This is a genomic window from Cupriavidus sp. Met-2, assembly GCF_049843575.1.
Taxonomy (GTDB): Bacteria; Pseudomonadota; Gammaproteobacteria; order Burkholderiales; family Burkholderiaceae; genus Cupriavidus; species Cupriavidus metallidurans.
The window spans coordinates 570,663-594,111 of the sequence record NZ_JBBHZL010000002.1; the positions used below are offsets into that span (position 1 = coordinate 570,663).

26 protein-coding genes and 1 tRNA gene are annotated in these 23,449 nt (G+C 61.2%); 13 read left to right on the top strand and 14 right to left on the bottom strand.

The genetic code is table 11. From position 1 onward, the window contains the following. Positions 1-14: 14 nt before the first annotated feature. The 10 genes from bcsG to WD006_RS07855 all read left to right on the top strand — a co-directional run bounded on the left by bcsG (position 15) and on the right by WD006_RS07855 (position 6,701). Positions 15-1,577: a cellulose biosynthesis protein BcsG gene (gene bcsG, locus WD006_RS07810; protein WP_029307434.1), complete on the top strand. Its 1,563-nt coding sequence runs from the start codon at positions 15-17 to the stop codon at positions 1,575-1,577. Next, the gene (gene bcsR / locus WD006_RS07815; RefSeq protein ID WP_029307433.1) at positions 1,574-1,801 is read left to right on the top strand and encodes a BcsR/BcsP family cellulose biosynthesis protein; all 228 of its coding nucleotides are present in this window, start codon (positions 1,574-1,576) and stop codon (positions 1,799-1,801) included. The genes bcsG and bcsR overlap by 4 nt, the downstream gene beginning before the upstream one ends. 220 nt (positions 1,802-2,021) lie before the next feature. Then, on the top strand, positions 2,022-3,197 hold the full coding sequence (locus tag WD006_RS07820; RefSeq protein ID WP_035821990.1) for a SpoIIE family protein phosphatase: 1,176 nt from the start codon (positions 2,022-2,024) through the stop codon (positions 3,195-3,197). Positions 3,198-3,232: 35 nt separating this feature from the next. Beyond that, complete coding sequence (locus WD006_RS07825) at positions 3,233-3,805, top strand: SiaB family protein kinase (RefSeq protein ID WP_008642446.1); 573 nt, start codon at positions 3,233-3,235, stop codon at positions 3,803-3,805. Positions 3,806-3,826: 21 nt separating this feature from the next. Beyond that, positions 3,827-4,216: a DUF1987 domain-containing protein gene (locus tag WD006_RS07830; protein ID WP_017515511.1), complete on the top strand. Its 390-nt coding sequence runs from the start codon at positions 3,827-3,829 to the stop codon at positions 4,214-4,216. Positions 4,217-4,242: 26 nt separating this feature from the next. Further along, positions 4,243-4,956 carry a GGDEF domain-containing protein gene (locus WD006_RS07835; RefSeq protein WP_011516964.1) on the top strand — a complete coding sequence of 238 codons (714 nt, stop codon included), beginning with the start codon at positions 4,243-4,245 and terminating at the stop codon, positions 4,954-4,956. A 103-nt stretch (positions 4,957-5,059) separates the two neighbouring features. After that, positions 5,060-5,323: a hypothetical protein gene (locus WD006_RS07840; RefSeq protein WP_029307432.1), complete on the top strand. Its 264-nt coding sequence runs from the start codon at positions 5,060-5,062 to the stop codon at positions 5,321-5,323. 61 nt (positions 5,324-5,384) lie between these two features. After that, positions 5,385-5,475, top strand: a tRNA-Ser gene (locus tag WD006_RS07845). Positions 5,476-5,604: 129 nt separating this feature from the next. After that, entirely contained in the window at positions 5,605-6,174 is a 570-nt protein-coding gene (locus WD006_RS07850; protein WP_051723022.1) for a hypothetical protein, read from the top strand. Positions 6,175-6,329: 155 nt separating this feature from the next. Beyond that, positions 6,330-6,701, top strand: coding sequence for a hypothetical protein (locus WD006_RS07855; RefSeq protein ID WP_029307430.1), 372 nt, complete (start codon positions 6,330-6,332; stop codon positions 6,699-6,701). Between the two features lie 37 nt (positions 6,702-6,738). On the opposite strand, the gene WD006_RS07860 is transcribed toward WD006_RS07855, so the two are convergent. From WD006_RS07860 to WD006_RS07905, 10 genes are all read right to left on the bottom strand, one after another. Continuing rightward, entirely contained in the window at positions 6,739-6,972 is a 234-nt protein-coding gene (locus tag WD006_RS07860) for a hypothetical protein (protein WP_029307429.1), read from the bottom strand. Next, entirely contained in the window at positions 6,969-7,331 is a 363-nt protein-coding gene (locus WD006_RS07865; protein WP_029307428.1) for a hypothetical protein, read from the bottom strand. Before WD006_RS07865 ends, WD006_RS07860 begins: the two co-directional genes overlap by 4 nt. A gap of 161 nt (positions 7,332-7,492) precedes the next feature. After that, entirely contained in the window at positions 7,493-7,681 is a 189-nt protein-coding gene (locus WD006_RS07870; protein WP_029307427.1) for a hypothetical protein, read from the bottom strand. Then, on the bottom strand, positions 7,678-8,238 hold the full coding sequence (locus tag WD006_RS07875) for a hypothetical protein (RefSeq protein ID WP_029307426.1): 561 nt from the start codon (positions 8,236-8,238) through the stop codon (positions 7,678-7,680). The genes WD006_RS07870 and WD006_RS07875 overlap by 4 nt, the downstream gene beginning before the upstream one ends. A 1-nt stretch (position 8,239) precedes the next feature. Continuing rightward, complete coding sequence (locus WD006_RS07880) at positions 8,240-9,787, bottom strand: HK97 family phage prohead protease (RefSeq protein WP_051723020.1); 1,548 nt, start codon at positions 9,785-9,787, stop codon at positions 8,240-8,242. Between the two features lie 314 nt (positions 9,788-10,101). Then, a complete protein-coding gene (locus tag WD006_RS07885; RefSeq protein ID WP_029307424.1) occupies positions 10,102-10,536 on the bottom strand; it encodes a hypothetical protein in 435 nt (144 codons plus the stop codon). Positions 10,537-10,824: 288 nt separating this feature from the next. Continuing rightward, positions 10,825-12,288 carry a phage/plasmid primase, P4 family gene (locus tag WD006_RS07890; protein WP_214608468.1) on the bottom strand — a complete coding sequence of 488 codons (1,464 nt, stop codon included), beginning with the start codon at positions 12,286-12,288 and terminating at the stop codon, positions 10,825-10,827. 25 nt (positions 12,289-12,313) lie between these two features. Further along, complete coding sequence (locus WD006_RS07895; RefSeq protein ID WP_196765236.1) at positions 12,314-12,694, bottom strand: DNA primase; 381 nt, start codon at positions 12,692-12,694, stop codon at positions 12,314-12,316. A gap of 35 nt (positions 12,695-12,729) precedes the next feature. Beyond that, entirely contained in the window at positions 12,730-12,930 is a 201-nt protein-coding gene (locus WD006_RS07900; protein ID WP_029307421.1) for a helix-turn-helix transcriptional regulator, read from the bottom strand. A gap of 475 nt (positions 12,931-13,405) precedes the next feature. After that, on the bottom strand, positions 13,406-13,687 hold the full coding sequence (locus WD006_RS07905) for a tyrosine-type recombinase/integrase (RefSeq protein ID WP_051723018.1): 282 nt from the start codon (positions 13,685-13,687) through the stop codon (positions 13,406-13,408). A gap of 2 nt (positions 13,688-13,689) precedes the next feature. On the opposite strand from WD006_RS07905, the gene WD006_RS07910 reads away from it, so the two are divergent. Continuing rightward, complete coding sequence (locus WD006_RS07910) at positions 13,690-14,319, top strand: O-antigen polymerase (RefSeq protein WP_160172326.1); 630 nt, start codon at positions 13,690-13,692, stop codon at positions 14,317-14,319. Between the two features lie 146 nt (positions 14,320-14,465). Here the strand turns inward: WD006_RS07910 and WD006_RS07915 are convergent, their stop codons facing one another. The 4 genes from WD006_RS07915 to acs all read right to left on the bottom strand — a co-directional run bounded on the left by WD006_RS07915 (position 14,466) and on the right by acs (position 21,577). Continuing rightward, on the bottom strand, positions 14,466-14,978 hold the full coding sequence (locus WD006_RS07915; RefSeq protein ID WP_227874038.1) for a hypothetical protein: 513 nt from the start codon (positions 14,976-14,978) through the stop codon (positions 14,466-14,468). Positions 14,979-15,355: 377 nt separating this feature from the next. Beyond that, positions 15,356-16,852, bottom strand: a complete 1,497-nt coding sequence (fliD, locus tag WD006_RS07920; RefSeq protein ID WP_029307417.1) for a flagellar filament capping protein FliD — start codon at positions 16,850-16,852, stop codon at positions 15,356-15,358. Between the two features lie 582 nt (positions 16,853-17,434). Continuing rightward, positions 17,435-19,486, bottom strand: coding sequence for a sodium:solute symporter family protein (locus WD006_RS07925; protein ID WP_029307416.1), 2,052 nt, complete (start codon positions 19,484-19,486; stop codon positions 17,435-17,437). Positions 19,487-19,594: 108 nt separating this feature from the next. Beyond that, positions 19,595-21,577, bottom strand: a complete 1,983-nt coding sequence (gene acs / locus WD006_RS07930; protein WP_011516974.1) for an acetate--CoA ligase — start codon at positions 21,575-21,577, stop codon at positions 19,595-19,597. 296 nt (positions 21,578-21,873) lie between these two features. Here acs and WD006_RS07935 point away from each other — a divergent pair, with 296 nt between their 5' ends. Both WD006_RS07935 and WD006_RS07940 read left to right on the top strand, forming a co-directional pair. Then, positions 21,874-22,800 (top strand): DMT family transporter, encoded by a 927-nt coding sequence (locus WD006_RS07935; RefSeq protein ID WP_011516976.1) that lies wholly within the window; start codon positions 21,874-21,876, stop codon positions 22,798-22,800. A gap of 93 nt (positions 22,801-22,893) precedes the next feature. Next, positions 22,894-23,448 carry a TIGR00645 family protein gene (locus WD006_RS07940; RefSeq protein ID WP_029307415.1) on the top strand — a complete coding sequence of 185 codons (555 nt, stop codon included), beginning with the start codon at positions 22,894-22,896 and terminating at the stop codon, positions 23,446-23,448. Position 23,449 lies beyond the last annotated feature (1 nt).

Below are 23,449 nucleotides of genomic sequence, written 5' to 3' on the forward strand. Positions count from 1 at the left end.
CTAAGCGAGACCCCATGGGACTCTGGAACCTCTACTTCCTCGCCAAGATCTACCTGTTCCATACCGGGCAGATGCAACCGATATGGCTGCTGAACCTGGTCTTCGCCCTGCTGCTGGTGATACCGCTCGAGTCGCGCATTCTGCGCGTACTGCGGCAGATCATCGCCATCGGCGCCGGTGCGGCGCTGGCGTGGCGGGAATCCACGTTGCCGCCGTTCACGCGTCTGCTCACGGAGTTTTCCAACATCCGCGCCTTCACGCCCGGATACCTGGTGGAGCTATTCCAGCGCTTCGTGCCGGTGCAGATGGTGGTGGCCGTGGTGCTGGTGGTCCTGGTGTACCTGCTGATCAACCGATGGATTCGCACCACTACGCTCGTCCTGCTTGCGTTGATCGCCATGCCGATCTGGTATGGCACCGGTATCACGTTGCCAGGCGCGAAGGCTCAGCAAGCAACGGCGCAATCCGCCGGATCGGCGCGCGCGGATATCAACGCCACCAACAACTACGACGCCATCCTGGCCGCGTTCCGCCAGCAGGAAACCCAGCGCACCGCCACCTTCTCGCCGCTTACCGCAACGCCTGACGCGCAGTTCGACATCATTGTGCTGCACATCTGCTCGCTGTCGTGGGATGACCTCGACGCGGCCAAGAGCCTCAATCACCCACTGCTGTCGCGCTTCGACTACCTGTTCAAGAACTTCAGTTCCGCCGCCAGCTATAGCGGCCCAGCCGCCATCCGCCTGTTGCGCGCGTCATGCGGCCAGCAGCCGCACAAGGACCTGTACGACCCCGCGCCCGCCGAATGCCACCTGTTCGCCGATCTGGCCCAGGCCGGCTTCACGCCGCGCATCCTGATGAACCACGATGGCCGCTTCGACAACTTCCGCACCTACGTGGAGACCGAGATCGGCATTCAGGGCGTGAAGATGGAATCGACCGAAGGCGTGCCGGTGGCCATGCGCGCCTTCGACGACTCGCCGATCCTGGACGACTTCAATACCTTTGACCACTGGTACAAGCAGCACCTGGCGCAGGACAAGGGCCCCGTGGCGCTCTACTACAACACGGTCACGCTGCACGACGGCAATCGCCTGCCCGACAAGCGCCTGACCAGCATCGAGTCCTACCCGCTGCGCCTGAAGACCTTGCTCGACGATGTCGACCGGATCATCGACACCATCAGCAAGTCTGGCCGCAAGGCCGTGGTGATCTTCGTGCCCGAGCATGGCGCGGCGCTACGCGGCGACAAGAACCAGATCTCGGGGCTGCGCGAGATTCCCACTCCCAACATCATCCACGTGCCCGTGGGCGTGAAACTGGTCGGCCTGCCCACCACGGCAACGCCGCAGCCGGTAACCGTCGACGCCCCGACGAGCTTCTTCGGATTGTCACAATTGGTGTTCAATCTCGTGGCCGACAGCCCGTTCCGCCAGGGGGCGCCCGATCTGGCGCACTACGTCGAGGATCTTCCGCAGACCCAGATGGTCGGCGAGAACGAAGCCACGCTGACGATGAAACGAACCAACGGCTATGTGATTCACACACCGGACGGCGTCTGGGTGGAGCAGCAATGAGCAAACCCATCGGGTCCCGCAAGGCGGCCACGGCCTACAGCGATATCGACATGCTGGCCCAACATGTCGACGGCTTCGACGCGCAGCAGTACTTCGACCAGCAAGTCGAAGTAGAAACAGTGGCCGCCGCGCAACGCTGGCCTCTGCTGGCCCGGGTGATGGGGTGCGCGGCATTGGCCGACGCTGAGCCGGCGGTCGCCGTCGGCCCGAACGGTGGCGGTTGACGGTAGCCCCCCCCCTTCCTCAAAGCGCTACGCCCGCCATCCCTCGCCAGTAGGGAAGCAACATTGGCCTTCGGGGCCGAAGCGTCACGGATTCGTCATATAGCCTGCCTAGACTCTGGGCCACTTTCCACACAGTGTCCCTCCCGTCATGTCTGGCGTACTGGTCGACCCTTCCGCTGCCCGTCCGCGCTTCCGACAGCCATGCGCCGAAGACCTGGCCATGCCGACCCCGTCTGTCACCACCGACCAGACGAACCAGGATGTGCTGGAAGTCTTTGCCGCCCATCGCGACCTGGCCTGCCTGCCCGTCACCGAGCAAGGCAAGCCGATCGGCCTGATCAACCGGTCGATCTTTCTTTCGCAGATGAGCAAGCCATACCATCGCGAGCTCTATAACCGCAAAAGCTGTATCGCGTTCATGGACAAGGAGCCGCTGATCGTCGACGCGGCCATGAGCATTGACGCGCTGACGTTCCGAACCGTGGAATACGGTGAAAAGGCGCTGGCCGACGGCTTCATCATCGCGCGCGACGACCAGTACATCGGCCTGGGGCAAGGTCTGCAACTGATGCGCGTAGTGGCTGACATGCAGGCCGAGCGCAATCGCCAGATCATGCACAGCATCGACTATGCGAGCACGATCCAGCGCGCGATGCTGCGCGCCTCGCGCGAGATGCTGGGCGCCACGCTACCCGACGCCGCACTGGTATGGGAACCGCGTGACGTGGTCGGCGGCGACTTCTACCACTTCGCCGCCTTCGAGGACGGCTGGTTCGCCGCACTGGCCGATTGCACCGGCCACGGCGTGCCGGGCGCCTTCATGACGCTGATCGCCTCGTCGCTACTCACGCAGGCCATCGAGCAGATCGGCCCGCGCGACCCCGGCGCGCTGCTGATGGCCGTGAATCGCGGCATCAAGCAGATGCTCGGCCAGAACGACCGCGAGCCGCGTGAATCACCAAGCGCGTCGGAATCCGACGACGGCATGGACGCGGCCTTCTTCTGGTTCGACAACGCGACGCGCCAGCTGACCTTCGCCGGCGCGAAGTCATCGCTATTCGTGCTGCAACCCGCCGACGCCGAAGGCGAGATGATCAACGGGGCGCGCATGGGTGTCGGCTACGTCGATACCGATATGGCATTCACATGGCAGAACAGCGTCGCTCCGACCACGTCCGGCACGCTGGTTTTCGTCACCACCGATGGCCTGATCGATCAGATCGGCGGCCCGAAGGAAATCGCCTTCGGCAAGCGCCGGATGCGCGAGGCGATCTGCGCGAATCGCGCCGCATCAGCGACGCAGATCAGCCAGGCCGTGCAGGACGCGCACCGGGACTGGCAAGGCACGCAGCGCCGACGCGACGACCTGACTTTCTTCTGTTTCCGCGCGCCGTGACGCCATCCGGTTGCACCGCGCCCACTCGCCAACACATGACCGCCGCACAATCGATTGACAATGAATATGAGCCCTTCTTCGCGATGGCTCGGGAACGCAACGTGATCTTCTACTACGTCGGCTATTTTTCGCAGAACATCATCGCCGCGATGTCCGACGCGGTGCGCCTGCAGCTTTCCGTCAGCGGCGTGGACGGCGCCACGCGTCGCAAGCTGTTCTCGTCGTTCGTGGAGATGGCGCAGAACATCGTGCACTACTCGTCCGATTCGCTGACATCGCCATCGCAAGCCGACGGTCATCTGCGCCACGGTTCCGTCTGCATCAGCATGGTCGACGAACACTACCGCCTGATGTGCTCGAATCCAGTGTCCACCGCGCGCGTGGCGCAACTGCGCGGCACGCTGGAACGCGTGCGCACCATGACGCTCGACGAGATCAAGCGCGCCTACAAGGAAACCCTGCGGGCCGAGGTGCCGGAGGGCAGCAAAGGCGCCGGTCTCGGCATCCTGACGATGGCGCGCGATGCCAGCGCCCCTCTGGAGTACAACTTTCAGCCGATCGATTCCGATCCGGTCTCGACGATGTTCCAGCTCGTCGCCACCATCTGAGCCCATCGGAAAGAGCCCGCCATGGAAAACCTGTTCATCGCCGCCACGCCAAGCTCGCCCGAAGTGAGCTTCGACTTCACGCGGCACGTTCTTTCGCTCAAGGGTGAGTCCTACCCCGAGAATGCCGCGGTGTTCTACGGCGAAGCCGTAGCGCGCCTGCGCAAGTACCTGTCCGACTGCGATGGCGCGTCCGTCACGGTCAACGTCGCGCTGACGTACTTCAATAGCTCCAGCACCAAGATGCTGTTCAGCATGTTCGACGCGCTGAACGAGGCCGCCGAGCGTGGCAACGAGATCCGCCTGCACTGGTTCCACGACGAGGACGACGACACCATCCTCGAGTTCGGCCAGGAACTGCACGCCGATTTCCCCGCCATCGACTTCATCGACGAAGTGACGACCAGCAGTTGAATCCCCCTCTCGCTACCGTCGCCACCATGCCCGAGCCCGATCTGTTCGAATCGGAGAACAGCGTTCTGGCCCACGCCAGGTCCGTGTTCTGCGATGTCGACGCGGGCGAGGAAGCCTATCGTCACACCCTTGGCCAGCTCATCAGCTACTACGAGCGGCTGATGCGCGAGACGCGCCGCCTGATCCGGCGCAGCGATCGTGAAGAGCTGGAAATGAACCGGCTCAACCACCGGTTGCAGGAACTGGCCCAGGAACTCGAATACCGCGCCACGCACGACACACTGACCGGCGCGCTCAACCGCGGCGCCGTCATCGACCGCGCCACAGCTGCGCTGGCGCGCGGCAGCCTGGCGCTGATCGTGATCGACATCGACCACTTCAAGCGCCTGAACGACGACTTCGGCCACCCCGTGGGCGATGCGGTGATCTGCGGCGTCACGGCCTGCCTGAAGGACACGGTCCGCATGGAAGGCGTGATCGGACGCATGGGCGGCGAAGAGTTCGCGGCGCTGCTGCCCGACTTCACGATCGACGCCGCCGCCACGTTGGCCGACCAGATGCGCCAGGCCATCGCCGGACATCGTTTCCCTGCCCCCGTCAACCGCGAGGTCACCGCCAGCTTCGGCGTGAGCTGGTCACCGCAGGGCCGCCCGTTCGAGCACGCCTACGGCCGCGCGGACGAGGCGTTGTATGAAGCCAAGCGAGGCGGGCGGAATCGGGTGACGCAGGCGCGGGAGTGACTGGCATCGTCCAGCCAGTGCCCACTCGTCCGAGGGGTGAAGCAATCGCCGGCACAGCCCGATAGATGAGGTGTCTTGTGCCGCATCCGTTATCCGTCACCTCATGGGCGCTCTCCTCATCATGCTGGGCTACTACGCTGCCGCCTACGGCTGCGTCTGGCTCATCGGCCGAATCTGTCCCCCGCTAGGCAACCTTGTAGTCAGATTCCACTACCTCGTCGGCCTGGCCATCCTCGTCTACTGGTTCCACTCGCTCTCAGGCTGGCAAGGGAAAGGCGTGCCGTCGACGCTCTTCTTCCTGGCGATCATGTTGTGCCTGCTGCCAAAGTCCCTGAGGTTCGGAAAAGGAAGGCGAGCCAGCGAGTAAGACGTTGCACATGCGCGATGCTGGACAGCCGGAGCGGCTCTGCTATAATCGCGGACTTCCCGGAGAGATGGATGAGTGGTTTAAGTCGCACGCCTGGAAAGCGTGTATGGGTTAATAGCCCATCGGGGGTTCGAATCCCCCTCTCTCCGCCAGAAAGAATTCTAAGCCCTTGATTTTCAAGGGCTTTTTTCTTTTCGCGCTCAGCTACCCACGTTCTTACCCACGTCGTTAAAACTGACTTGGGGGCAGGCGCAATCGTCAGGATGGTCTTGGGAGATCAGATGGCAATCGACTGGAACGTGGTGGCGACAATCGCCCAGCCTGTCATCGGGCTTGTCCTTGGCGTCTACATCAATCGCTGGTTTGAGCATCGCCCGAAACTCATTACGTACTATGGCCACGTAAGTACGCATCGAGTGGCGCCTACCAATGGCGGCCCTCCCTACCTTGTCTATACACACGCAGTGGTTCTTCGCAATGCTGGCCGCCAGGCAGCGACGAATATCCGCGTACAGCACGCGAACCTTCCGAACTTTCACATCTTTCCGCCTATCGCTCACCAAGTAAATAGCACGCCTGGTGGTAGCGAAGACATTGTGATTCCAAGCCTTGTGCCGGGCGAGCAGGTTGAAATTTCGTACCTCTACTTCCCGCCGCTGACTGCCGCGCAGGTGAACACCGGTATCAAGTGCGACCAGGGATTCGCGACACAGATTCCAGTGCTATTGCAACGCCAAACTCCCCGGTGGCTCCGGTTGCTGATCAATGCCGTATTCGCCATTGGGCTTATTTCCGTGGTTTATCTCGGCTACCTTGGCGCCGCATGGCTAACACAAAAGCTGGCGAATTAGCGTTGCCTTGAAGCGTTTGCGTTCAGCCAGAAAGACACCTCCGCCATCTTTTGCGTTCAGTAGGTAGTCTGTCTCTAGGCTGCCTCACGACGCGGGCCAGGCCTGGGAGGGGGCGCTACAATACCGCCAACTCTAAGAACGACCAGGGGGTGCTAATGAAAAAGACGATCGTGGCCGCATTGCTCGCCGCCCTTGCAATGACAGCGTCGGCGCAAAGCATCATGGTTCCCCAGGGCTTCTTCACCGGCAACACGTACCAGCAGCTCACCGATATCGACAAACGTCGATACGTGATCGGAGTGATCGACGGCCTTCTCGCCTCGCCCTTGATGGCAAAGGGCTCATTGCCGCGAGCCGAGAAACTGCAACGGTGTGAGTTGGCCGCACACATGACCGACATTCAGATTAAAGCTATCGTCGACAAATTCATGTCAAGCAACCCTGAGCGTTGGGGCGAGGATATGGGTTCCCTTGTCTTCATCGCGCTTCAGGCGGCCTGCACCAAGTTGGGCGTGGCGCTCGACTGAAAGGGCGTTCGACGGGAATCGAGCCTTGGAACTGGGATCAGCCAACCCTACGTGATAGCTCGCTTGCCAGGTCCGCCATATCGTCGCCGGCTTGCAACAGCGCCGCCAGGGCAAGGTGGCGCGCCTGGTGCTGGCGCTGGCGCCGGCTGGCCTCAAGTTGCTCCGGTGTGAGCAAACGCCGGATGGCTTTGACGACATGGACCGGCGCGTCGCCATCCAGTAGCCGCCGGACGCAATCGGCCCATACCGTCTCGTAGTCGTTGGTGCTCATGCCGCCGGTAAGCGCAGAATCTTGCCGCCAAAGCGCATCACCAGCTTCATTGCCGTTTCATGGCCACCGAGTAGGTCCGAAAAGGCATCTTTTCTTTCAATTTCAGCCGGCACATAGAGCAGGCGCTCTTTCCGCCCGCGCGCAGCAAGTGGCAGCTTCGATGCGAGGCGCAGCATAGCTGCATGGCCAATCACGGCAGCAACGTCTTGCGGGCCAGGAGGCAGGGGCGTTTCGGCTCCGGTGCCAGTCATGGACTGTTCTTCTTCAAGTGTGGTCTGCCTGGTCAGCTTGCGGCGGCGCTTCTTGGGTTCCTCCTGGCTGGATTCCTGATCGGGCACGGCGGGAAGATTTTGGTTCATGCGTATGGTCTCGCGGTTGGATTGGCAGACTATTTCCGGCGGTCTGCCAGCGCGCGTGCTAGCCCGTTGCAACCAGAGGTGGGCCGTGCCTCTCCGTCATTTTGAGGACTGGCTGAACGGCGCCAGTGCCGGAACACCCATCCGGCAGGGCCACTATGAAACTATTTGCGCAGCGCGCGCTCCAGTGCGGCAGCAGCTACGGCAGACACACTGGGCTTGATGCCTCCGCTCAAATCGGCCACTCGCGTGCGTTCGGCTTCGATGGCATCCGCAATGGCGGCACTAATGGCCATCGTCAGGTGGTAGGGACGAGGGGTACGCTTTGGGTCGGCCCCGGGGAGGAGGTTCATTGCTGGCTACTCTCGCTCCATCGGAGGCGCGGATACGGCCTCCAGTCTTTCCATTTGGAGCGCTGCTCCTGCGGAGTGAACAGTTTCTCCATCCTGTCCGCCTTGTCCTTCTCTTCCACTATTACGCGGGCCATGAGAAGCCTTACGGCGCGTCCAATCTGCGCATCGGTAAGTTCCGGGAATACTTTGCGCAGAAAGCGAGGGCCGGTCTCCTCATCAAAGAGAAAGGCACGGAAACCCGGAAGCCCAATTAGCGGGCGACGCTCTACAGCTACGTCCTCTGCAAGGCTCTCGGCCTCCGACTTGTTGCGCACGATGACGCTTGCCGCATCGAGAGCGGCTAGTACATCTGCGGGCAGAGCTTCCGGATGCTCGGATACGGGAGCGACGGACCGGCGCGACCAGCGGGGCGTCCGCCACAGCCGCCGTGCAGGCGTCGGCAGTTCGGTGTGCGATTCCCCGATGGGGGCGGCAGGCAACGCTTCCCGCGCAGCCTCCGCAGGATTGGCACCGGACGCGGCAGCGGACCGTGAGAATGAGAATTTGGGCAGGCGCATGTTAGGCAGCCAACGTGGTAGCAAAGACGGCGCCGGGAGCTGGCTGAACGGTGACGATTTTCTCGGTAGCGGGTTCCACGGACCAAAAAGCAGCAGGATCGGAAAGCAGCGGCCGCACATTGACGAAGGCGGTTGCTTTGAGCGTTCCTTGCTTGCCCGTCCGCTCGATATACAGCGGGATATCGTCATGCACCGCGATGGCTGCGCGCGAGAACGCACCTACGAAGGTTCCTGCCATGGTGTCCGTCAGATCAGCGCGGACGCCGGCAGCCCGTAAGACGCCGTCCTGGCCAATGGACGCACCTGCGCCGGTGGTGCCGACCAGTGCGGACAATTCCCCGAACCTCAGCCCCTTTGCGGCAGCCGCGCTCAGTGAAAATGGCGCAGGCGCAGAAGCATTGATGGCGCTCAAAAGTACGCTATCGGCGTAGCGCGCCAGGCCAAGCGCCAGGGCAATCGCAAGCTCAGCGGCAAGCTGATCCTCCCCAACGTCCTTTTGCTGGCGACGCGTGAACTCGAAAGACACTGCAGCCGTGGGCGCATCGCCAATGTCGATTTCTGCACGATGTGCTGGGAATGTTGCGACAGCAACGTCTACGCCATCCGCAACTTGGCCAAACAGTGCCGGCGCGATCGTGCTGAACTTCGCTGCCCGTCGATACCACGCAATGACGGGCGAATTCTCCGGCATCGGCGCGGTCGCAACAGGGATGATTGTGGCACCGGCCTGGACCACTTGCGATGCTTCCATCAGCGCGGTTGCCAAGGACAATTTGTTGTTGGCCAGCTTCGCGGAAATGGGCGCGTACTCCGGCGACATCTCCACCGGAATACTGGGAAGCAAATCGGTGAGACGAACTTGCCCCATTGCAGAGGGAGAAATCGGCGTATAGCCACGGAAGTTCCCCGCACCGTCGTAGTGCTGGATGCCGTCCTTCTTCTCGCGCGCAGCGCGCATCAGGCCGGCCAGATCAAATGTGTTTTTCACTTGGATGAATTCTCTCTCGTGCTGTTGCTCGATGGTCTGCAGTGAGCGTCCAACGCCAACGGAATCGTCAGCAGGCACGCTCACCATGCTGATTTCATACGGCTGCCAGCTTGTTACGCGGAATGCGTCCACGCCATTGCGCTCGCCAGCGTGCTCCATGCCAAACGTGAGGTAGCCAACGCTTACCTTGGTGACGACGCCGTCCGCAATGTCCTGCAGCAATTGCTCGCCGTCCTCGCTCTTGCTGAACCGCACAACGGCGCGGCCCTTGCGGTCGCCGTCAATGCGCGCGGACTCGACCACGCCGCGCTGGTCATTTAGGTCATGCCCCCATAGCAGGGGCGCGCCATTGTTCAGCAGTGTCAGGTCGCAAGCGCCGGGAGAATGGTCCAGAATCTCGACACCGAACCAGCGCTCTACTGAATCCGTTTCACTGGAAAAACTGAGTTCGACGGTGCGCGCCTCCAGATTGACGCCTTGCGGCGTAACAGCGGCGAGGCGCCGCAGGTTGCCGCGCTCGCGGATTTCCAGCAGGCGCTGAGAAATTTGTGTTTGGTCCATGCTGATTTGCTTTGGCTTGAGCCTTCGAAAATGCAAGGCCAGTATCCAAGTTCGCACAGAGCAAAGTCACTGGCACTATTTCCAACTCTGCTCAAGTCTTATAAGACTGCCACTAGGCAGAGGCCGGACCGCTTACTACTTCTTACCGATGCGCATTCCGCCGCCGCGCAATGCTTCGCAGCGGGAGATATAGTCGTAGTGAGCGGTTTCGAAAGTCACCCAGATATGATTTATCGCGGGACCTTTGCTCCCGCAGGGCTCACCCGTCAGGAAGGACCCGGCGCATGTGGCCAAGCCCTCCCGATGGCACGAGGCTATCGCTGCCACCTGCGCTCGTTGGCGTGAAGCTGCTCCGCCAGCGTCATACGTTTGACTTCCTGCAGAGTGATAGGCGTGGTGCAATCGTCCGATGCGTGCGCTGCGGCGTTGACGATGTGCTGCTCGATGCGGCGCAATTCGTCGGGGTAGATGACGATGGCAATCTTGATGAGATCGCGTGCGTACTCTCGCCGCATACGTTCGATTGCCGAATGTCTCAGCCCAGGGAATCGGGCCATCGTCCAGCGCCCATACTTCTCCAGCGTCCTAGCAAACTGGTCCTCCAAGTACTCAAAGTCACGCCAGGCTCGCCTGAAATCATTTCTCCGCAGTTCGTCGGCAAGCCCGCGCAACTCGTGAGGCTGGCGAGCAGGACATGCCCCGCCCATTGCAAATGTCCCGTCTTCATAAATGTCGCGGAAGTCGCGCATGTGTTCTATCTCTCGTTTTTCGTTTGACTACGGTTGGTGCGACTGCCTGGCGGCGGTCGCGGGTTCTTTCTAGACCACGGGGCACATGGGGCGCGTTGGGGCGCGACTTTCCTGTTATTCGACAGTGCGCGCAGGAAATGCTGTGACAAGTAGATGAATCCGCCCCATCCGCCCCACTTACCTGGAAATGCTTTGCTGGTAAGCGTTTGCGGCGAGGCGGATGCTATTTTTATGCGCCCCATACCCGCCCCAAGTCACTGACATCCGCCCCAAAACTAAGGGGTTCGGTTAAAGCGGCCCATCGGTATCCCACGCGTGTGGGTCCGTCCGATCCGGCAATGCTTGCGGCAACCTCACTCGCACACCCGCAAAGCCACGCTTTCCGTGGGCGCCGGGAGTGTTTTTTCTCAGGACGAAGTTGCGTTTTTGCATAGCTTCGCTGAACGCCTTTGCGCTGCCGGGGTCCTCGCCATTGGCGCGTGCATACTTCGCCCAGCTATCGAACAGTGCGGCGGACGTATCGACAAACCGTGCGCCAACGTCGCATGCCTCTTCCAGCCATTGGCCGAACACGTCTTGGGCCTCGAAATATTCGCGGGTGGCTTCCTCGACAACGGCGGGGCGCTGCAATCCGTTTTTCTGCCAGTCACGGCATCCGTCGATCATCCAGCGGAAGATGGCCGGCCATTCCTCGCGTAGCTCGCGCTCCAGACCCTTGTCTGGCGTCGTGGGCTTATGCACAAACGGGATGATGTTGAAGCGCCTGCGGGTAGCGTCATCCACGTTGTTTAGTCGGGGCTTGTGATTGCCAACAATGACAAGCTTGAACTCCGGGGTGTACGTGAAGAAGTTGCCGCCCATGAAGCGCGCCGCGATTGGGTCGCCACCCGTCATGTGCTTGATCTTGGCTTCTGCCCAGGCTTTCCCGTCCTCGGTTTCGCTGGCACTCACCAGGCGGGCGCCCTTGAGCTTTGCTAGGTCAGCCGGGTGCTTGTCATGCTTGCTCGCCGTGAACGTGTCCATCGCGGCGGTTTCTGCGTACTCGCCCAGGATGCCGGTAATAGTGTTCAGGAAAACGGATTTCCCGTTGCCGCCGGCGCCATAGATGAAGAACAGTGCATGTTCTGATGTGTCGCCCGTAAGGGCGTAGCCGGCCATTTGCTGCAGGAATCGGATAAGGGCGGCATCTCCGCGAGTGGCATCGTCCAGAAACGCAAGCCACCGACTGGGGATGACACCAGGGGAGGCTGGTGCGGCGCCCGCTTGGCGCGTGATGCGTTCGCTTGGCACTGCAGCGCGCATGTCACCAGTCAGTAGATCAACCGTCCCGCCAGGTGTTCCTATCAGCCACGGTGCACGGTCCCATACCTCAGCGGTGACAGCGAGGCCGGGGGCGGTACTTGCAAACTTCTCCACGGCGCTCGCAGTCGCAGCCTTTGAAAACTTGGCCTGGCCGTTGCCAAAATTGCGGCAGGTTTCGCGTGCCCAGGCGAACGCGAGGCGCGTGCGGTCTTGTTCCCAGCGTGTTCCGGTCCACTTGTACCAGGCGCAGGCAGTGTGGCAATAGCGCAGGGTGTCCGCGTGCTGTCGCTCGAAAATCAGCGCCAAAGCGTCCTCGCTGAGATTCAGCGGCTCATTGGATGCCGCGCCGGTCGCGCCGGCCAGTTCGCCTGCCGTGCCTGTGGCCTTGCGGATGACCTCGCCGGACGAATCCCGCTTGAGCGTCGCGCGCCCCGCATCCAGTGCGTCCAAGCCGTGCGCAAGACGTGCGGATTCATTACGCATTTGCGATGCCCTCCGCTACAGCCAGGCGCTCTACGCAGACGCGCAAACGCTCTTGGTGCTGTTCTGTCAGCGATTCACCACGCCGCACCATGTTGATGAACTGGATTGCGATGGCAAGCTCAAACACCACGCCGCGCAGTACATCGTGCGCGTTGAATGCCCGTCGCTCGCGCGGCAGATGGTCCGCCAGCCGCTCGGGAAATAGCGCGGACATATCCAGGCCGACAGCCGCCAGTACTTCGCTGCTATCGCATCCGCCAAAGCAATGCACCAGCACGCGGCCATCATCCTTTTCAGTCACTGATAGCGACGGAGATTTGTCATCGTGCGCAGGGCAGATGCACTTCCACCGGCCTTTGCTCGTCTGTTGCACGCGATCCAGGCGAGAGAGCAATGTGCTTGCGCTCATTACTTGCGAGCTTGGATGCGTGCGTCGAGCCAAGCCTCCACTTCGGATGCCAGCCAGCCGACAGCTTTAGCCCCCAGGGGGATCGGCTTTGGGAACTGCCCAAGTTTCACGTAGTAATAGATGGTCGGCCTTGCCAGGCCGGTCATTTCTGCTATGTCGCGAGCGCGAAGCACCTTGCGCTTTGCGGTGTCAGAGTGCATGGCTTGTATATATTCATCATTATTGACGGGCGAACATTAGCGTAGGTCAAGGCGCTGTGTGAAGACATTGCCACGCGTTATTTCACTAAGAATCGTTTAATGTCTTTATTCAAATATATGAATATACTAACCTCGCAACCATTGAAATATATGGATTCGCGGGGATTGATGGATCGCTATGTGGCGCATATGTATGGGGCCAAAAAATATTTTTATGATCAATTGATCACTGATAGTTGGTCCATTGCGTTTAAACGATACGAATAATGTCAGGCGACACCATGCGATTTAGAATCGGTTGATGCCGAGCGGAGCGATTCCAGATGGCTCGATATGATGCTGTCTGGTATCAAGTGGTATCAACTGGTATCACTTGGTGTCGCATGGTATGAAGTGGTATCGCAGAGCGGTTTAGGTGAAGGCAAAAAAAATCCCGCCTATGGCGGGACGTTGAATTCGGAGGTTGGGTGATGGCCTATACCACAGACGCCGTTTTCGTCATCGGTAGAACAACGCTGCTCACGGGACGGTCACAATAGTCGGCCCACGCTTGCATCATCTTCGCGCGCTTGGCCAAGAGGTCGCCGCGCTGATAGGCGGCCTCTACTTCGCTGCGCAGCGTATGCGCAAGCGCCTTCTCCGCTAGTTCTCTTGGGAAATTCGTTGCCTCTGCGGTCCAGTCGCGGAACGTGCTCCGAAAGCCGTGCACGGTCAGGTCTGGCCGGTCCATGCGCTTGAGGACTGCGAGCATGGACATGTTTGAAAGTCCTGTTTCCGCCTTCATGCCAGGAAAGACGAAGTCGGAAGATCGCACGGCTTCCATGTCGCGGAGGATCGGCAACTGCGTCGGTTGATGACAATGTAGACGGCATAATCAAGACGCTGAGAGTCTATTTCCTCTCCCCCATTTTCGCAATGGGCAGTGTATTCGACGGGAATGGTTCGGCAACATATGGTGATTATACATTTCGCTTCTTCTATATGCTGGCGAATGTCATCGGACTTAATATAGAAATCCCTCCATTAATCAGAGATTATGTTTTGATCCCGGATATGACCAACGTTTTTACGGTGATGGATCCGTACTATAGAGACTTTGGTGTTGGTGGAGTTTTGATATTTGCCGCGCTCTCAGGTCTAGCCCATGACGCCTTGTATGAGAAGGCAAAATCAGAGGGCGGCCCTTACATTTTCATCCATGCCGCATTCATGTTTCCTTTGGTGATGCAGTTCTTTCAAGACATGTACATGTCACTGCTTTCCACATGGATACAGGTAGTGTTCTGGTACATGCTTTTCGTAAGAGTTAACTCAGGCAAAAAAAAATCAACAAGGAATACCGCAGAATGTTTGATTCGGCCCGCGCCCTTTCTGCCGCCTGGATTGTAGGAGGGATGCCAGTCCTAGGTCTCTTGTCCTACAAGCTCTCGTCGTTGCACCCGATTTTGATCATCGCGCTTGCGGCATGGGTTCTTGGCCTGATACGGCAATGAACAAACTGTTCGATTGATCTACTTTGCTCGTGGCTTCCATCCTCAGTCCGGGACCGTTGCATTCGCCCCATCGTCGGGGTTGATCGACAGCTTGCAGTGATCCTTCTGGAACAGGTCAAGGAAGCGACAGAACACACAGGCGAACCGGCTGCCTTTGGCGTGCGCCTTGCCGAGTCGGCTGCTGATCGTTTCGTCCCCGCTGCCAAAGGTGATGGCGTTGGCGAGACGGTCCAGCGCGGAGAGGATGTTCAGCGGGTAGCGTTTGAGCATGGTCAGCCTTCGATGCCATATACCTGCCGGCCGCCTCCGACCAGAACAACACCGCGCAGCGCAGCTGCCGACTTCCGGCAGATCGCGCAGGCCTTGCAGAACAATGATCTGAGCGGCGCCCAGCAGGCGCTGGCCAAGCTCAAGCAGGCCCATCATGGCGGCGGTCATCACCATCATGGAGGCGCGGCCCCCCGCACAGGCCATTGCGAGCACGTCCTCAGCGGACGCGAGCAATTCGCTGGCGGTCGAAGCGAGCGCCGCGGCAGTGCCGACTGGCTCGATCATCAATACGCTGGCCTGATTTGCGCCGGTCGTGCGTGGTCCCTCGAGGTCCTCGCCATGACCGGCCGGGAGGCGCGCGGCATGGTGTCGTGTGCTGCACAATCGACACCCTGGATGAAGTTGCTGTCAACCACGTAAGAAAGGCAGGCAACGGTCCCCAGCGACAGGCTGGCGGCGCAGGGCGTCAATGCGACCGGGCTCTTTGACACCCGTGCGGTGTGATCCGGGCGCGTTCTCGCTTTGAGCTTGGCTGCCCGGCAGTTTTCCCACCAATCCATCAGCTCTTTTGCCCTGCCCCCTGGCCGTGACCCTGTGCGTCGGACACAGGGTCACGGCAGGCACCGCCGTCACCAGACGGCAGTGCCCTCGCTCTTCCAACGTTATCCCTTGCTACTACTGGTCGAGAACTGCTGCGTCAGGTAGGCACTGGTGCTCTGCATCTGCGACATGATCACGTCGAGCTGCGTGAATTGCGCCTTGTAGTTGGCGATATCTGCGTTGATTTGCGTCTGCGTCTGATCGTACTGATTGCTCAGATCCTTGAGTGTGTTGTTGATGCCCGCGGTTGCCGTGGTCAGCGCACCGGTACTGCTGGTCAGGTTCTTGACCAACGTGCTGATCTGATTGCCATAGCCACTTACGCCGTCGGTGTTGCCGAACAGGTTGGCCACCGCGCCGGCATTGTTGTTCAGCGCCGTGGTCAGCTTGCTGGTGTCGACCGCCAGCGTACCGTCGTCCTGGAACGAGATGCCGATCTGCGAGAGCGTGGTGAGGGCGTTGTTCGACTGGGGCGTATTCAGCAGGCTGCGCATCTGCGACTGCATGATGCTCAGCGTGGAGTCTCCGGTCAGCGGTGAAGCCGTCTGTGTGCTGGGGTCATATGCGGACAGCGAGGCAGAGGTGCTCTGCAGGTTGTTGTACGCGGTGACGAATCCCTGTATGCCCGTCACGATCGAGCTGGTGTCGCGTTGCACCGAGACGCTGCTGGTACCTGTCTGCGCCAATGTCATGGTCACGCCGGCCACCGCGTCGCTCACGGTGTTGCTGGTGCTCTGGATGGCGATATTGTTGACAGTGAGCTGGGAATTCTGGGCAGCAACGGTCTGCTGCAGGTTCTGCGTTCCGGCAGGATCATATCCAACAAGGTTCGCGAGCGCCGTGCCGCCATCGGTTTCATTGACCGAAAGCCGCACGCTGTTGGTGGCACCCGTATTGTTCGAGTTGATCACAAGGCGGTAGGGTGTGCCTGACCCGTCGTTGATGATGCTTGCGGTGACGCCGGCGTTGGCGTTGTTGATCGCGCTGGCAATACCCTGCAGCGTGTTGTGGCTGCTGTCGATCGTGATGTCGACGCCGGTGTTGGCGCTGTTGGCCGTGAACGTGGCCCCAGTGTATGTACCGTAGGTGGCGCTGGACGTATTGCTGTCAAGCGTGCCGCCGGAGATCGAGCCGAAATCGACATGGATGGTGCCTGTGCCGATGGCAGCGGCCTGGTTGGCCTGTCCCTTCGAGACGAGCGATTGCGCCTGCGCGAGTTGCGTGACGTTGACCGCATAGTTGCCGGTGGCCGCCGTATTACTGCCAGCTGCACTCAACACGGCGGTATTGCTGGAACTGGCAGTCGTTGCCTGGAAGAAGGACTGACTGGCAAGCTGGCTGGCCGAGCCCTGGAATGCCGCCAGCATGCTCTGGATCTGCCCATATGCGGAGAGCTTGGTCTGGTAGCTCTGCTGCTCCTGGGTGATCGCGGTCAGCGGTGCCTGCTCGGCCTGAGTGAGCTGATCGAGCAAGGAGCTCAGATCAAGTCCGGAACCAACGCCGAGGTTTGATATCAGGCCGGAGCTTGAGGCGGAAGTCGTACTGGATGTCGTAGTCATGACTCGCTTCTGGTGAGGGGATATTTCGTCTGTGACGATATCGGGCAGCCTGAGCAATGCCCAGGTTCTGCAACCAGGCTATTGCTTGTTCTGCACGCAATAGCCCGTCATCACCATAGCAACGAGAAACTGGCGCTTATTGATGAACTGGCGCTGCTTCCGCCGGCATTTAACCGGCGGTGACGTTGCGTAACGTACTGCAAGAAATTGAGGCGCGTGTGTGGGGCTGTCCGACTCAGATCCAATACAAAGTGGAAACATGGCCCGTTGCGCGGACGTGCTTTTCGCATTCAAACGCTTCGAAGGCTCTTGGATGACAAAGCGACTACGGCGGTGGCGCGAAAGACTATCGTTCCTGCAGCGTGTGGAATGTCAATTGCGGAAGAGTCCCAGACTAAATTCGGAAACATCAAATAGAACCCCCGCGCACCAGGGAGCAGACTTGATCCGTTGGGCACCTCCCGGTCCCAGCAAGATCCGTTGTGACCCCAACTGATCTATTCCCGCGCGCCCACTGCCTCTCAGGTGTGGGCGTTTTTTTGCCCTATGCGCAATGGACAATGGGCATTAGGCAATACCCTGCTACCCCTTCCGCAGATAATTCACCAACCTGTCGATCACCGGCGCATTCCTCGGCGTCACCAGACTGACCAGGATGGCCGCGGCAAACCCGGCTGGCACACCGAACGCGCCCGATGCAATCGGGTCGACGCCGAACCAGCGGTTGCCGAAGATTCCAGTCATCTTGGTGAAAAACGGGTAGTTGACGAAGATGTAGTAGACCGCCACACCCAGGCCGGTTGCCATGCCGGCTACCGCGCCCGCTGCAGTGGTGCGGCGCCAGAAGATGGCTAGTACCAATACCGGGAAGAAGCTCGATGCCGCCAGCGAGAACGCCGCGCCGACCAGGAACAGGATGTTGCCGGGCCGCAGCGACGTGACATAGGACGCAAATAGCGCCACCCCTAGCAGCACGACCTTCGCGGTCGTCACGCGCCGCTGGTGGCTCGCCTGGCGGTCGACCATGTGGTAGTAGACGTCGTGCGACAGCGCGTTGGCGATGGTGAGCAGAAGGCCGTCGGCTGTGGACAGCGCTGCCGCCAGCGCGCCGGCCGCGACCAGTCCTGAGATCACGTAGGGAAGCCCGGCGATTTCCGGGGCGGCCAGCACGATCATGTCCGGCTGGATCAGGATCTCGGCCCATTGGACGATGCCATCGCCGTTCATGTCCCGGATGCCGAACACGGGTGGGTCGACCTTCCGCCATTGCACCACCCACTGCGGCAACTCGGCGTATGGCGTACCTACCAGATGCTGCAGGAACTCGGCCTTGACCAGCGCCGCGAGCGTTGGCGCGGACACGTACAACAGCGCAATGCAGAACACCGCCCAGGCCACCGAGTTGCGCGATTCGCGTACCGATGGCGTCGTGTAGAGGCGCGTCAGGATGTGCGGCAGGCTGGCCGTCCCGAGCATCAGGCAGAACACCAGCAGCACGAAGTTGAGCCGTTGCGTCTTGCGCTCCTGCTCCGAAGCCGCAGGGTATGGCTCAGTCGAGGGCGTCGAAACCCGGCTGCGTGCGAGCGCATCCTCGCGCATCTGGGTCCACTGTTGCAGCGCGTCCGCCGCATCGACCGGGAATGCCAGGCGTTCGCGCTCCACGCTCTTGATCTCGCGCAGCGGCGCATTGCGCGCCCGCAACTCGAGCAATCTGGCGTCGAGCGCGTTGCGTTCCTCCAGGAACGATTCCGGCAGTCGCGCGATGCGGTCCTGCATCGCTATGGCCTGCTGCTGAAAGATCTCGCGCACCTGAATTTCGGCCGGATCGCGCTCGATCGCTTTTTCCGTCTGGTCGATCTGACTCAACAACTTGCCATAGCTGACCTGCGGCAGCACTTCGTGGTGGTGCTTCCACGCGATCAGCGACACCGTCAGCAGAAACGCGACGATGAGCATGATGTACTGCGCCACCTGCGTCCACGTCACGGCGCGCATTCCACCCAGGAACGAACAGACGAGAATGCCGGCCAGACCGAAGAACACGCCAACGGCAAATTCCACGCCGATAAAGCGCGTGACGATCAGCCCGACTCCCTGGATCTGCGCCACCAGATAAACGAACGAACATAGCGATGCAGCCAGCACGGCGATCGCGCGCACCGGCATGTTGCCGCCCGGCTTGCCGTTGCCGTACCGCGCCGCCAGGAAATCGGGGATCGTGTAGCCGCCGTACTTGCGCAGGTATGGCGCCAACAGGAAGGCCACCAGGCAGTAGCCGCCGGTCCAACCCATTACATAGGCCAGCCCTTCGTAGCCCGAGACGAAGATGATGCCGGCCAGTCCGATGAAGGATGCCGCGCTCATCCAGTCCGCGGCGATCGCCATGCCATTGAACATGGCCGGCACCCGCCGTCCCGCCACGTAGTACTCGTTGAGATCCGAGGTACGGCAGATCAGGCCGATGCACGCATAGATCGCGATCGTGACGAAGAGGAAGACGTAGCCAAGCCAGAGCGCATCCGCGTTGGAATGCTCCAGCAAGCCCATCATGCCGACGAAACCAAACAGCCCGAGCGTGAACAGGCCGTAGTACAGCATCAACCGGCGGCGAAAGCGCGACTGGGTGTCTGGCATCAGCAAGAAAGAAAATCGTGCCCGCTCAGCATGAAACCGAGGCGGGCACGATGGGTGTCACGGATGCGTGACCGGGACGATCCGTTTTCCGGATCCGCTGGCTGGCCTTTACTGGGCTTGCTTGAGCTGATCGAGAATGGCCGGGTTCTCCAGCGTCGAGGTGTCCTGCGTGATGTCCTCGCCCTTGGCCAGCGAACGCAGCAGGCGGCGCATGATCTTGCCCGAACGCGTCTTGGGCAGATTGTCGCCGAAGCGGATGTCCTTCGGCTTGGCGATCGGGCCGATTTCCTTGCCCACCCAGTTGCGCAGCTCGGCCGCGATCTTCACGGCTTCTTCAGCCGTCGGCCGCGAACGCTTGAGCACCACGAACGCGCAGATCGCCTCGCCGGTGGTGTCATCGGGACGACCCACCACGGCGGCCTCGGCCACGATCGGGTTCGAGACCAGCGCTGACTCGATTTCCATCGTGCCCATGCGATGGCCCGACACGTTCAGCACGTCATCGATACGGCCCATGATCGTGAAGTACCCGGTTTCCTTGTCACGGATCGAACCGTCGCCAGCCAGGTACAGTTTGCCGCCGAGTTCCTCGGGGTAGTAGCTCTTCTTGAAGCGCTCCGGGTCGCCCCAGATCGTGCGGATCATCGACGGCCACGGACGCTTGACGACCAGGATGCCACCATTGCCGTTCGGCACGTCCTGCCCGGTTTCGTCGACGATGGCCGCCATGATGCCCGGCAGCGGCAGCGTGCACGAGCCCGGCACCAGCGGCGTGGCGCCCGGCAGCGGCGTGATCATGTGGCCGCCAGTTTCGGTCTGCCAGAACGTATCGACGATCGGGCAACGCTCGCGGCCGATATTCTTGTAGTACCACATCCATGCCTCTGGATTGATCGGCTCGCCCACGGTGCCCAGCAGGCGCAGGCTCGAGAGGTCGTACTGCTTCGGATGGATCTTCTCGTCGGCCTCGGCGGCCTTGATCAGCGAGCGGATCGCCGTCGGCGCGGTGTAGAAGATCGAGACCTTGTGGCGCTGGATCATGTCCCAGAACCGGCCGGCGTTCGGGAACGTCGGCACGCCTTCGAACACGATCTGCGTGGCGCCTGCGGCCAGCGGGCCGTAGGTGATATAGGTGTGGCCGGTGACCCAGCCGATATCGGCCGTGCACCAGAACATGTCATCGGGCTTGATATCGAAGGTCCAGCGCATCGTCATCAGCGCCCACAGCAGGTAACCGCCCGTGCTGTGCTGCACGCCCTTCGGCTTGCCGGTGGAGCCCGACGTGTAGAGCACGAACAGCGGGTGCTCGGCGCCAACGGGCTCGGCGGGGCAGTTATCGGACTGACCGGCGGCGACGTCTTCCATCGAACGATCACGGCCTTCGGTCCAGGCAACGTTGCCGCCCGTGCGGCGATAGACGATCACGTTCTTGACGGCCTCGCAGCCGCCCAGCGTCAGCGCCTCGTCAGCGATGGCCTTCAGCGGCAGCGCCTTGCCACCACGCATCTGCTCATCGGCCGTGATCAGCGCCACGGCGCCCACGTCCACCAGACGTTCCTGCAGGGACTTCGCCGAGAAGCCGCCGAACACCACCGAGTGCGTGGCGCCGATGCGCGCGCAGGCCTGCATGGCCACGACGCCTTCGACAGACATTGGCATGTAGATCACGACGCGGTCGCCCTTCTTGATGCCAAGGGCCTTCATGCCGTTGGCGAAGCGGCTGACCTTCGCCAGCAATTCCTGGTAGCTGACGCGCGTCACCGTGCCGTCGTCGGCCTCGAAGACGATGGCCGTCTTGTCGCCGAGGCCCTTCTCGACATTGCGGTCGAGGCAGTTGTACGAGGCATTGATCTCGCCATCCTCGAACCACTTGTAGAACGGCGCGTTGCTCTCGTCGAGCACCTTCGTGAACGGCTTGTGCCAATGCAGCAGCTCGCGTGCGTGGCGGGCCCAGAAGCCCTCGTAATCCTTTGCAGCCTCGTCGCACAGGGCCTGGTAGGCCTCCATGCTGGGGATCGCGGCGGTCTTGGCGAACGACGCAGGGGGATTGAAAACGCGATGCTCCTGCATCACCGACTCGATGGCGGACATGGGTTGTCTCCTGTTTGACTTTGACTGCTTTCGGTGCAAGGTACGCTCGACGCCTTACTTAAACCTGACGGTTCAGGCAAGCATCCCACTTGCAACGATGCTGCGTCGCAACAGACCGGTGGGGCCTGATTCGGGAGACGCTGGGGCACAAGTGCAGTCGGCTCTACTAAGTTAGCACAGCTATAATGCGGCGGACCCTATACCTGAACGTCGCGCACGCCCTTTCTGGCGCGCCCTTTCTCCGGCGTCAGTGTTTCCGTCGTCTCCACGTCGCACCCCTTCCTGCCGGACACCCCTTGCCCATCCACGCCTTTTTCCTGATCGCCGCCATGGCCCTGGTTGGCAGCAACGTAGGCCTGGGCAAATCCATCATCGCGGAAGTACCGGTACTGCTGTTCGCGCTGCTGCGCTTCCTGATCGCGATCGTCTGCCTTTCCCCGTGGTATAGGCCAGCGCGGATGCGCCAGGTCTCGCGTGGCGAATGGATCAACCTGTTCCTGATGGCGTTCTTCGGCACGTTCATGTTCACGTTGCTGATGCTGGGCGGCGTGCGACTGACCAGCGCGATGGCCGCCGGGGTGATCACCAGCACGATTCCGGCCACGGTGGCCATCCTGTCATGGCTCTGGCTGCGCGAGCGGCTGTCGCGGCGGACGGTGTTCTCTGTGCTGCTGGCCGTGGCGGGTATCGCGGTGCTCAATATCGCGCGCGGCAGCGGCCATGATGCCGCGACCAGCAGCGGTGGCGGCAGCGGCGCGCTGATCGGCAACCTGATGATCCTGGGCGCGGTGGTATGCGAGTCGATCTACGTGATTCTGTCGCGCCGGCTCTCCCAGACCTTGGCCGCAATCGAAATCTGCGCCTACACACATCTGATCGGCGGCGCGCTGATGCTGCCGCTAGGACTGGTGCCGCTGCTGACGTTCGACTTCGGCAGCGTGAGCGGCACCACCTGGGCGATGCTGCTCTGGTACGCGCTGTCGGCCAGCGTGTTCTCGTTCTGGCTCTGGATGAAAGGCGTCCGCCATGTTCCGGCACAACTGGCCGGCGTGTTCACGTCGGTGCTGCCAGTGGCCGCGGCACTCTACGGCATCGTGGTGCTCGGCGAGCGTCCGGGCTGGGCGCACGGCGTGGCGCTGGCATGCGTGCTCGCAGGCATCGTACTGGCAAGCTGGCCCGGACCGATCGCGCGCCGGGCGTTGGGAGGCGACCCCGGCCGGTGACGTTCGGTTACCGAATCGCGGCGCGAGGTGTCAAATGCGCACGGTACAATCATAACCCATCCTGATTGTCTTGCTGTACTTACATTCAATTCCATGGCCCACTCCCCGCTTCGCCCGATTCCCCGCATCATCTTCGCCTCGCGCTGGCTGCAACTGCCGCTCTATCTCGGTCTGATCGTCGCGCAAGGCGTCTACGTCTATCACTTCCTGGTCGAGGTCTGGCACCTGCTGTCGCACGTCACGACCTTCGACGAGACCAAGATCATGCTCGTCGTGCTGGGCCTGATCGACGTGGTGATGATCTCGAACCTGCTGATCATGGTCATCGTGGGCGGATATGAAACCTTCGTGTCGCGCCTGGGCATCGACAACCACCCCGACGAGCCCGAATGGCTGGACCACGTCAATGCCGGCGTGCTCAAGGTCAAGCTGTCGATGGCGCTGATCGGCATTTCGTCGATCCACCTGCTCAAGACCTTCATCGACGCCGACCAGCGCAGCGAACATACGATCATGTGGCAGGTCATCATCCACCTGGCATTCCTGCTCTCGGCCGTGGCGATGGCCTGGGTGGACCGCATGGTCACGCATCCGCACCCGGTCGCCGGACCTGGCGCTGCCGGCGGTGCGGCAGAAGCGACACACTGAC

What these genes read in the sequence shown, in the direction of transcription:
- bcsG (WP_029307434.1), top strand. Translation starts at nt 15, where the DNA reads ATGGGACTCTGGAACCTCTACTTCCTCGCCAAGATCTACCTGTTCCAT.
- bcsR (WP_029307433.1), top strand. Translation starts at nt 1,574, where the DNA reads ATGAGCAAACCCATCGGGTCCCGCAAGGCGGCCACGGCCTACAGCGAT.
- WD006_RS07820 (WP_035821990.1), top strand. Translation starts at nt 2,022, where the DNA reads ATGCCGACCCCGTCTGTCACCACCGACCAGACGAACCAGGATGTGCTG.
- WD006_RS07825 (WP_008642446.1), top strand. Translation starts at nt 3,233, where the DNA reads ATGACCGCCGCACAATCGATTGACAATGAATATGAGCCCTTCTTCGCG.
- WD006_RS07830 (WP_017515511.1), top strand. Translation starts at nt 3,827, where the DNA reads ATGGAAAACCTGTTCATCGCCGCCACGCCAAGCTCGCCCGAAGTGAGC.
- WD006_RS07835 (WP_011516964.1), top strand. Translation starts at nt 4,243, where the DNA reads ATGCCCGAGCCCGATCTGTTCGAATCGGAGAACAGCGTTCTGGCCCAC.
- WD006_RS07840 (WP_029307432.1), top strand. Translation starts at nt 5,060, where the DNA reads ATGGGCGCTCTCCTCATCATGCTGGGCTACTACGCTGCCGCCTACGGC.
- WD006_RS07850 (WP_051723022.1), top strand. Translation starts at nt 5,605, where the DNA reads ATGGCAATCGACTGGAACGTGGTGGCGACAATCGCCCAGCCTGTCATC.
- WD006_RS07855 (WP_029307430.1), top strand. Translation starts at nt 6,330, where the DNA reads ATGAAAAAGACGATCGTGGCCGCATTGCTCGCCGCCCTTGCAATGACA.
- WD006_RS07860 (WP_029307429.1), bottom strand. Translation starts at nt 6,972, where the DNA reads ATGAGCACCAACGACTACGAGACGGTATGGGCCGATTGCGTCCGGCGG.
- WD006_RS07865 (WP_029307428.1), bottom strand. Translation starts at nt 7,331, where the DNA reads ATGAACCAAAATCTTCCCGCCGTGCCCGATCAGGAATCCAGCCAGGAG.
- WD006_RS07870 (WP_029307427.1), bottom strand. Translation starts at nt 7,681, where the DNA reads ATGAACCTCCTCCCCGGGGCCGACCCAAAGCGTACCCCTCGTCCCTAC.
- WD006_RS07875 (WP_029307426.1), bottom strand. Translation starts at nt 8,238, where the DNA reads ATGCGCCTGCCCAAATTCTCATTCTCACGGTCCGCTGCCGCGTCCGGT.
- WD006_RS07880 (WP_051723020.1), bottom strand. Translation starts at nt 9,787, where the DNA reads ATGGACCAAACACAAATTTCTCAGCGCCTGCTGGAAATCCGCGAGCGC.
- WD006_RS07885 (WP_029307424.1), bottom strand. Translation starts at nt 10,536, where the DNA reads ATGCGCGACTTCCGCGACATTTATGAAGACGGGACATTTGCAATGGGC.
- WD006_RS07900 (WP_029307421.1), bottom strand. Translation starts at nt 12,930, where the DNA reads ATGCACTCTGACACCGCAAAGCGCAAGGTGCTTCGCGCTCGCGACATA.
- WD006_RS07905 (WP_051723018.1), bottom strand. Translation starts at nt 13,687, where the DNA reads ATGTCCATGCTCGCAGTCCTCAAGCGCATGGACCGGCCAGACCTGACC.
- WD006_RS07915 (WP_227874038.1), bottom strand. Translation starts at nt 14,978, where the DNA reads ATGATCGAGCCAGTCGGCACTGCCGCGGCGCTCGCTTCGACCGCCAGC.
- fliD (WP_029307417.1), bottom strand. Translation starts at nt 16,852, where the DNA reads ATGACTACGACATCCAGTACGACTTCCGCCTCAAGCTCCGGCCTGATA.
- WD006_RS07925 (WP_029307416.1), bottom strand. Translation starts at nt 19,486, where the DNA reads ATGCCAGACACCCAGTCGCGCTTTCGCCGCCGGTTGATGCTGTACTAC.
- acs (WP_011516974.1), bottom strand. Translation starts at nt 21,577, where the DNA reads ATGTCCGCCATCGAGTCGGTGATGCAGGAGCATCGCGTTTTCAATCCC.
- WD006_RS07940 (WP_029307415.1), top strand. Translation starts at nt 22,894, where the DNA reads ATGGCCCACTCCCCGCTTCGCCCGATTCCCCGCATCATCTTCGCCTCG.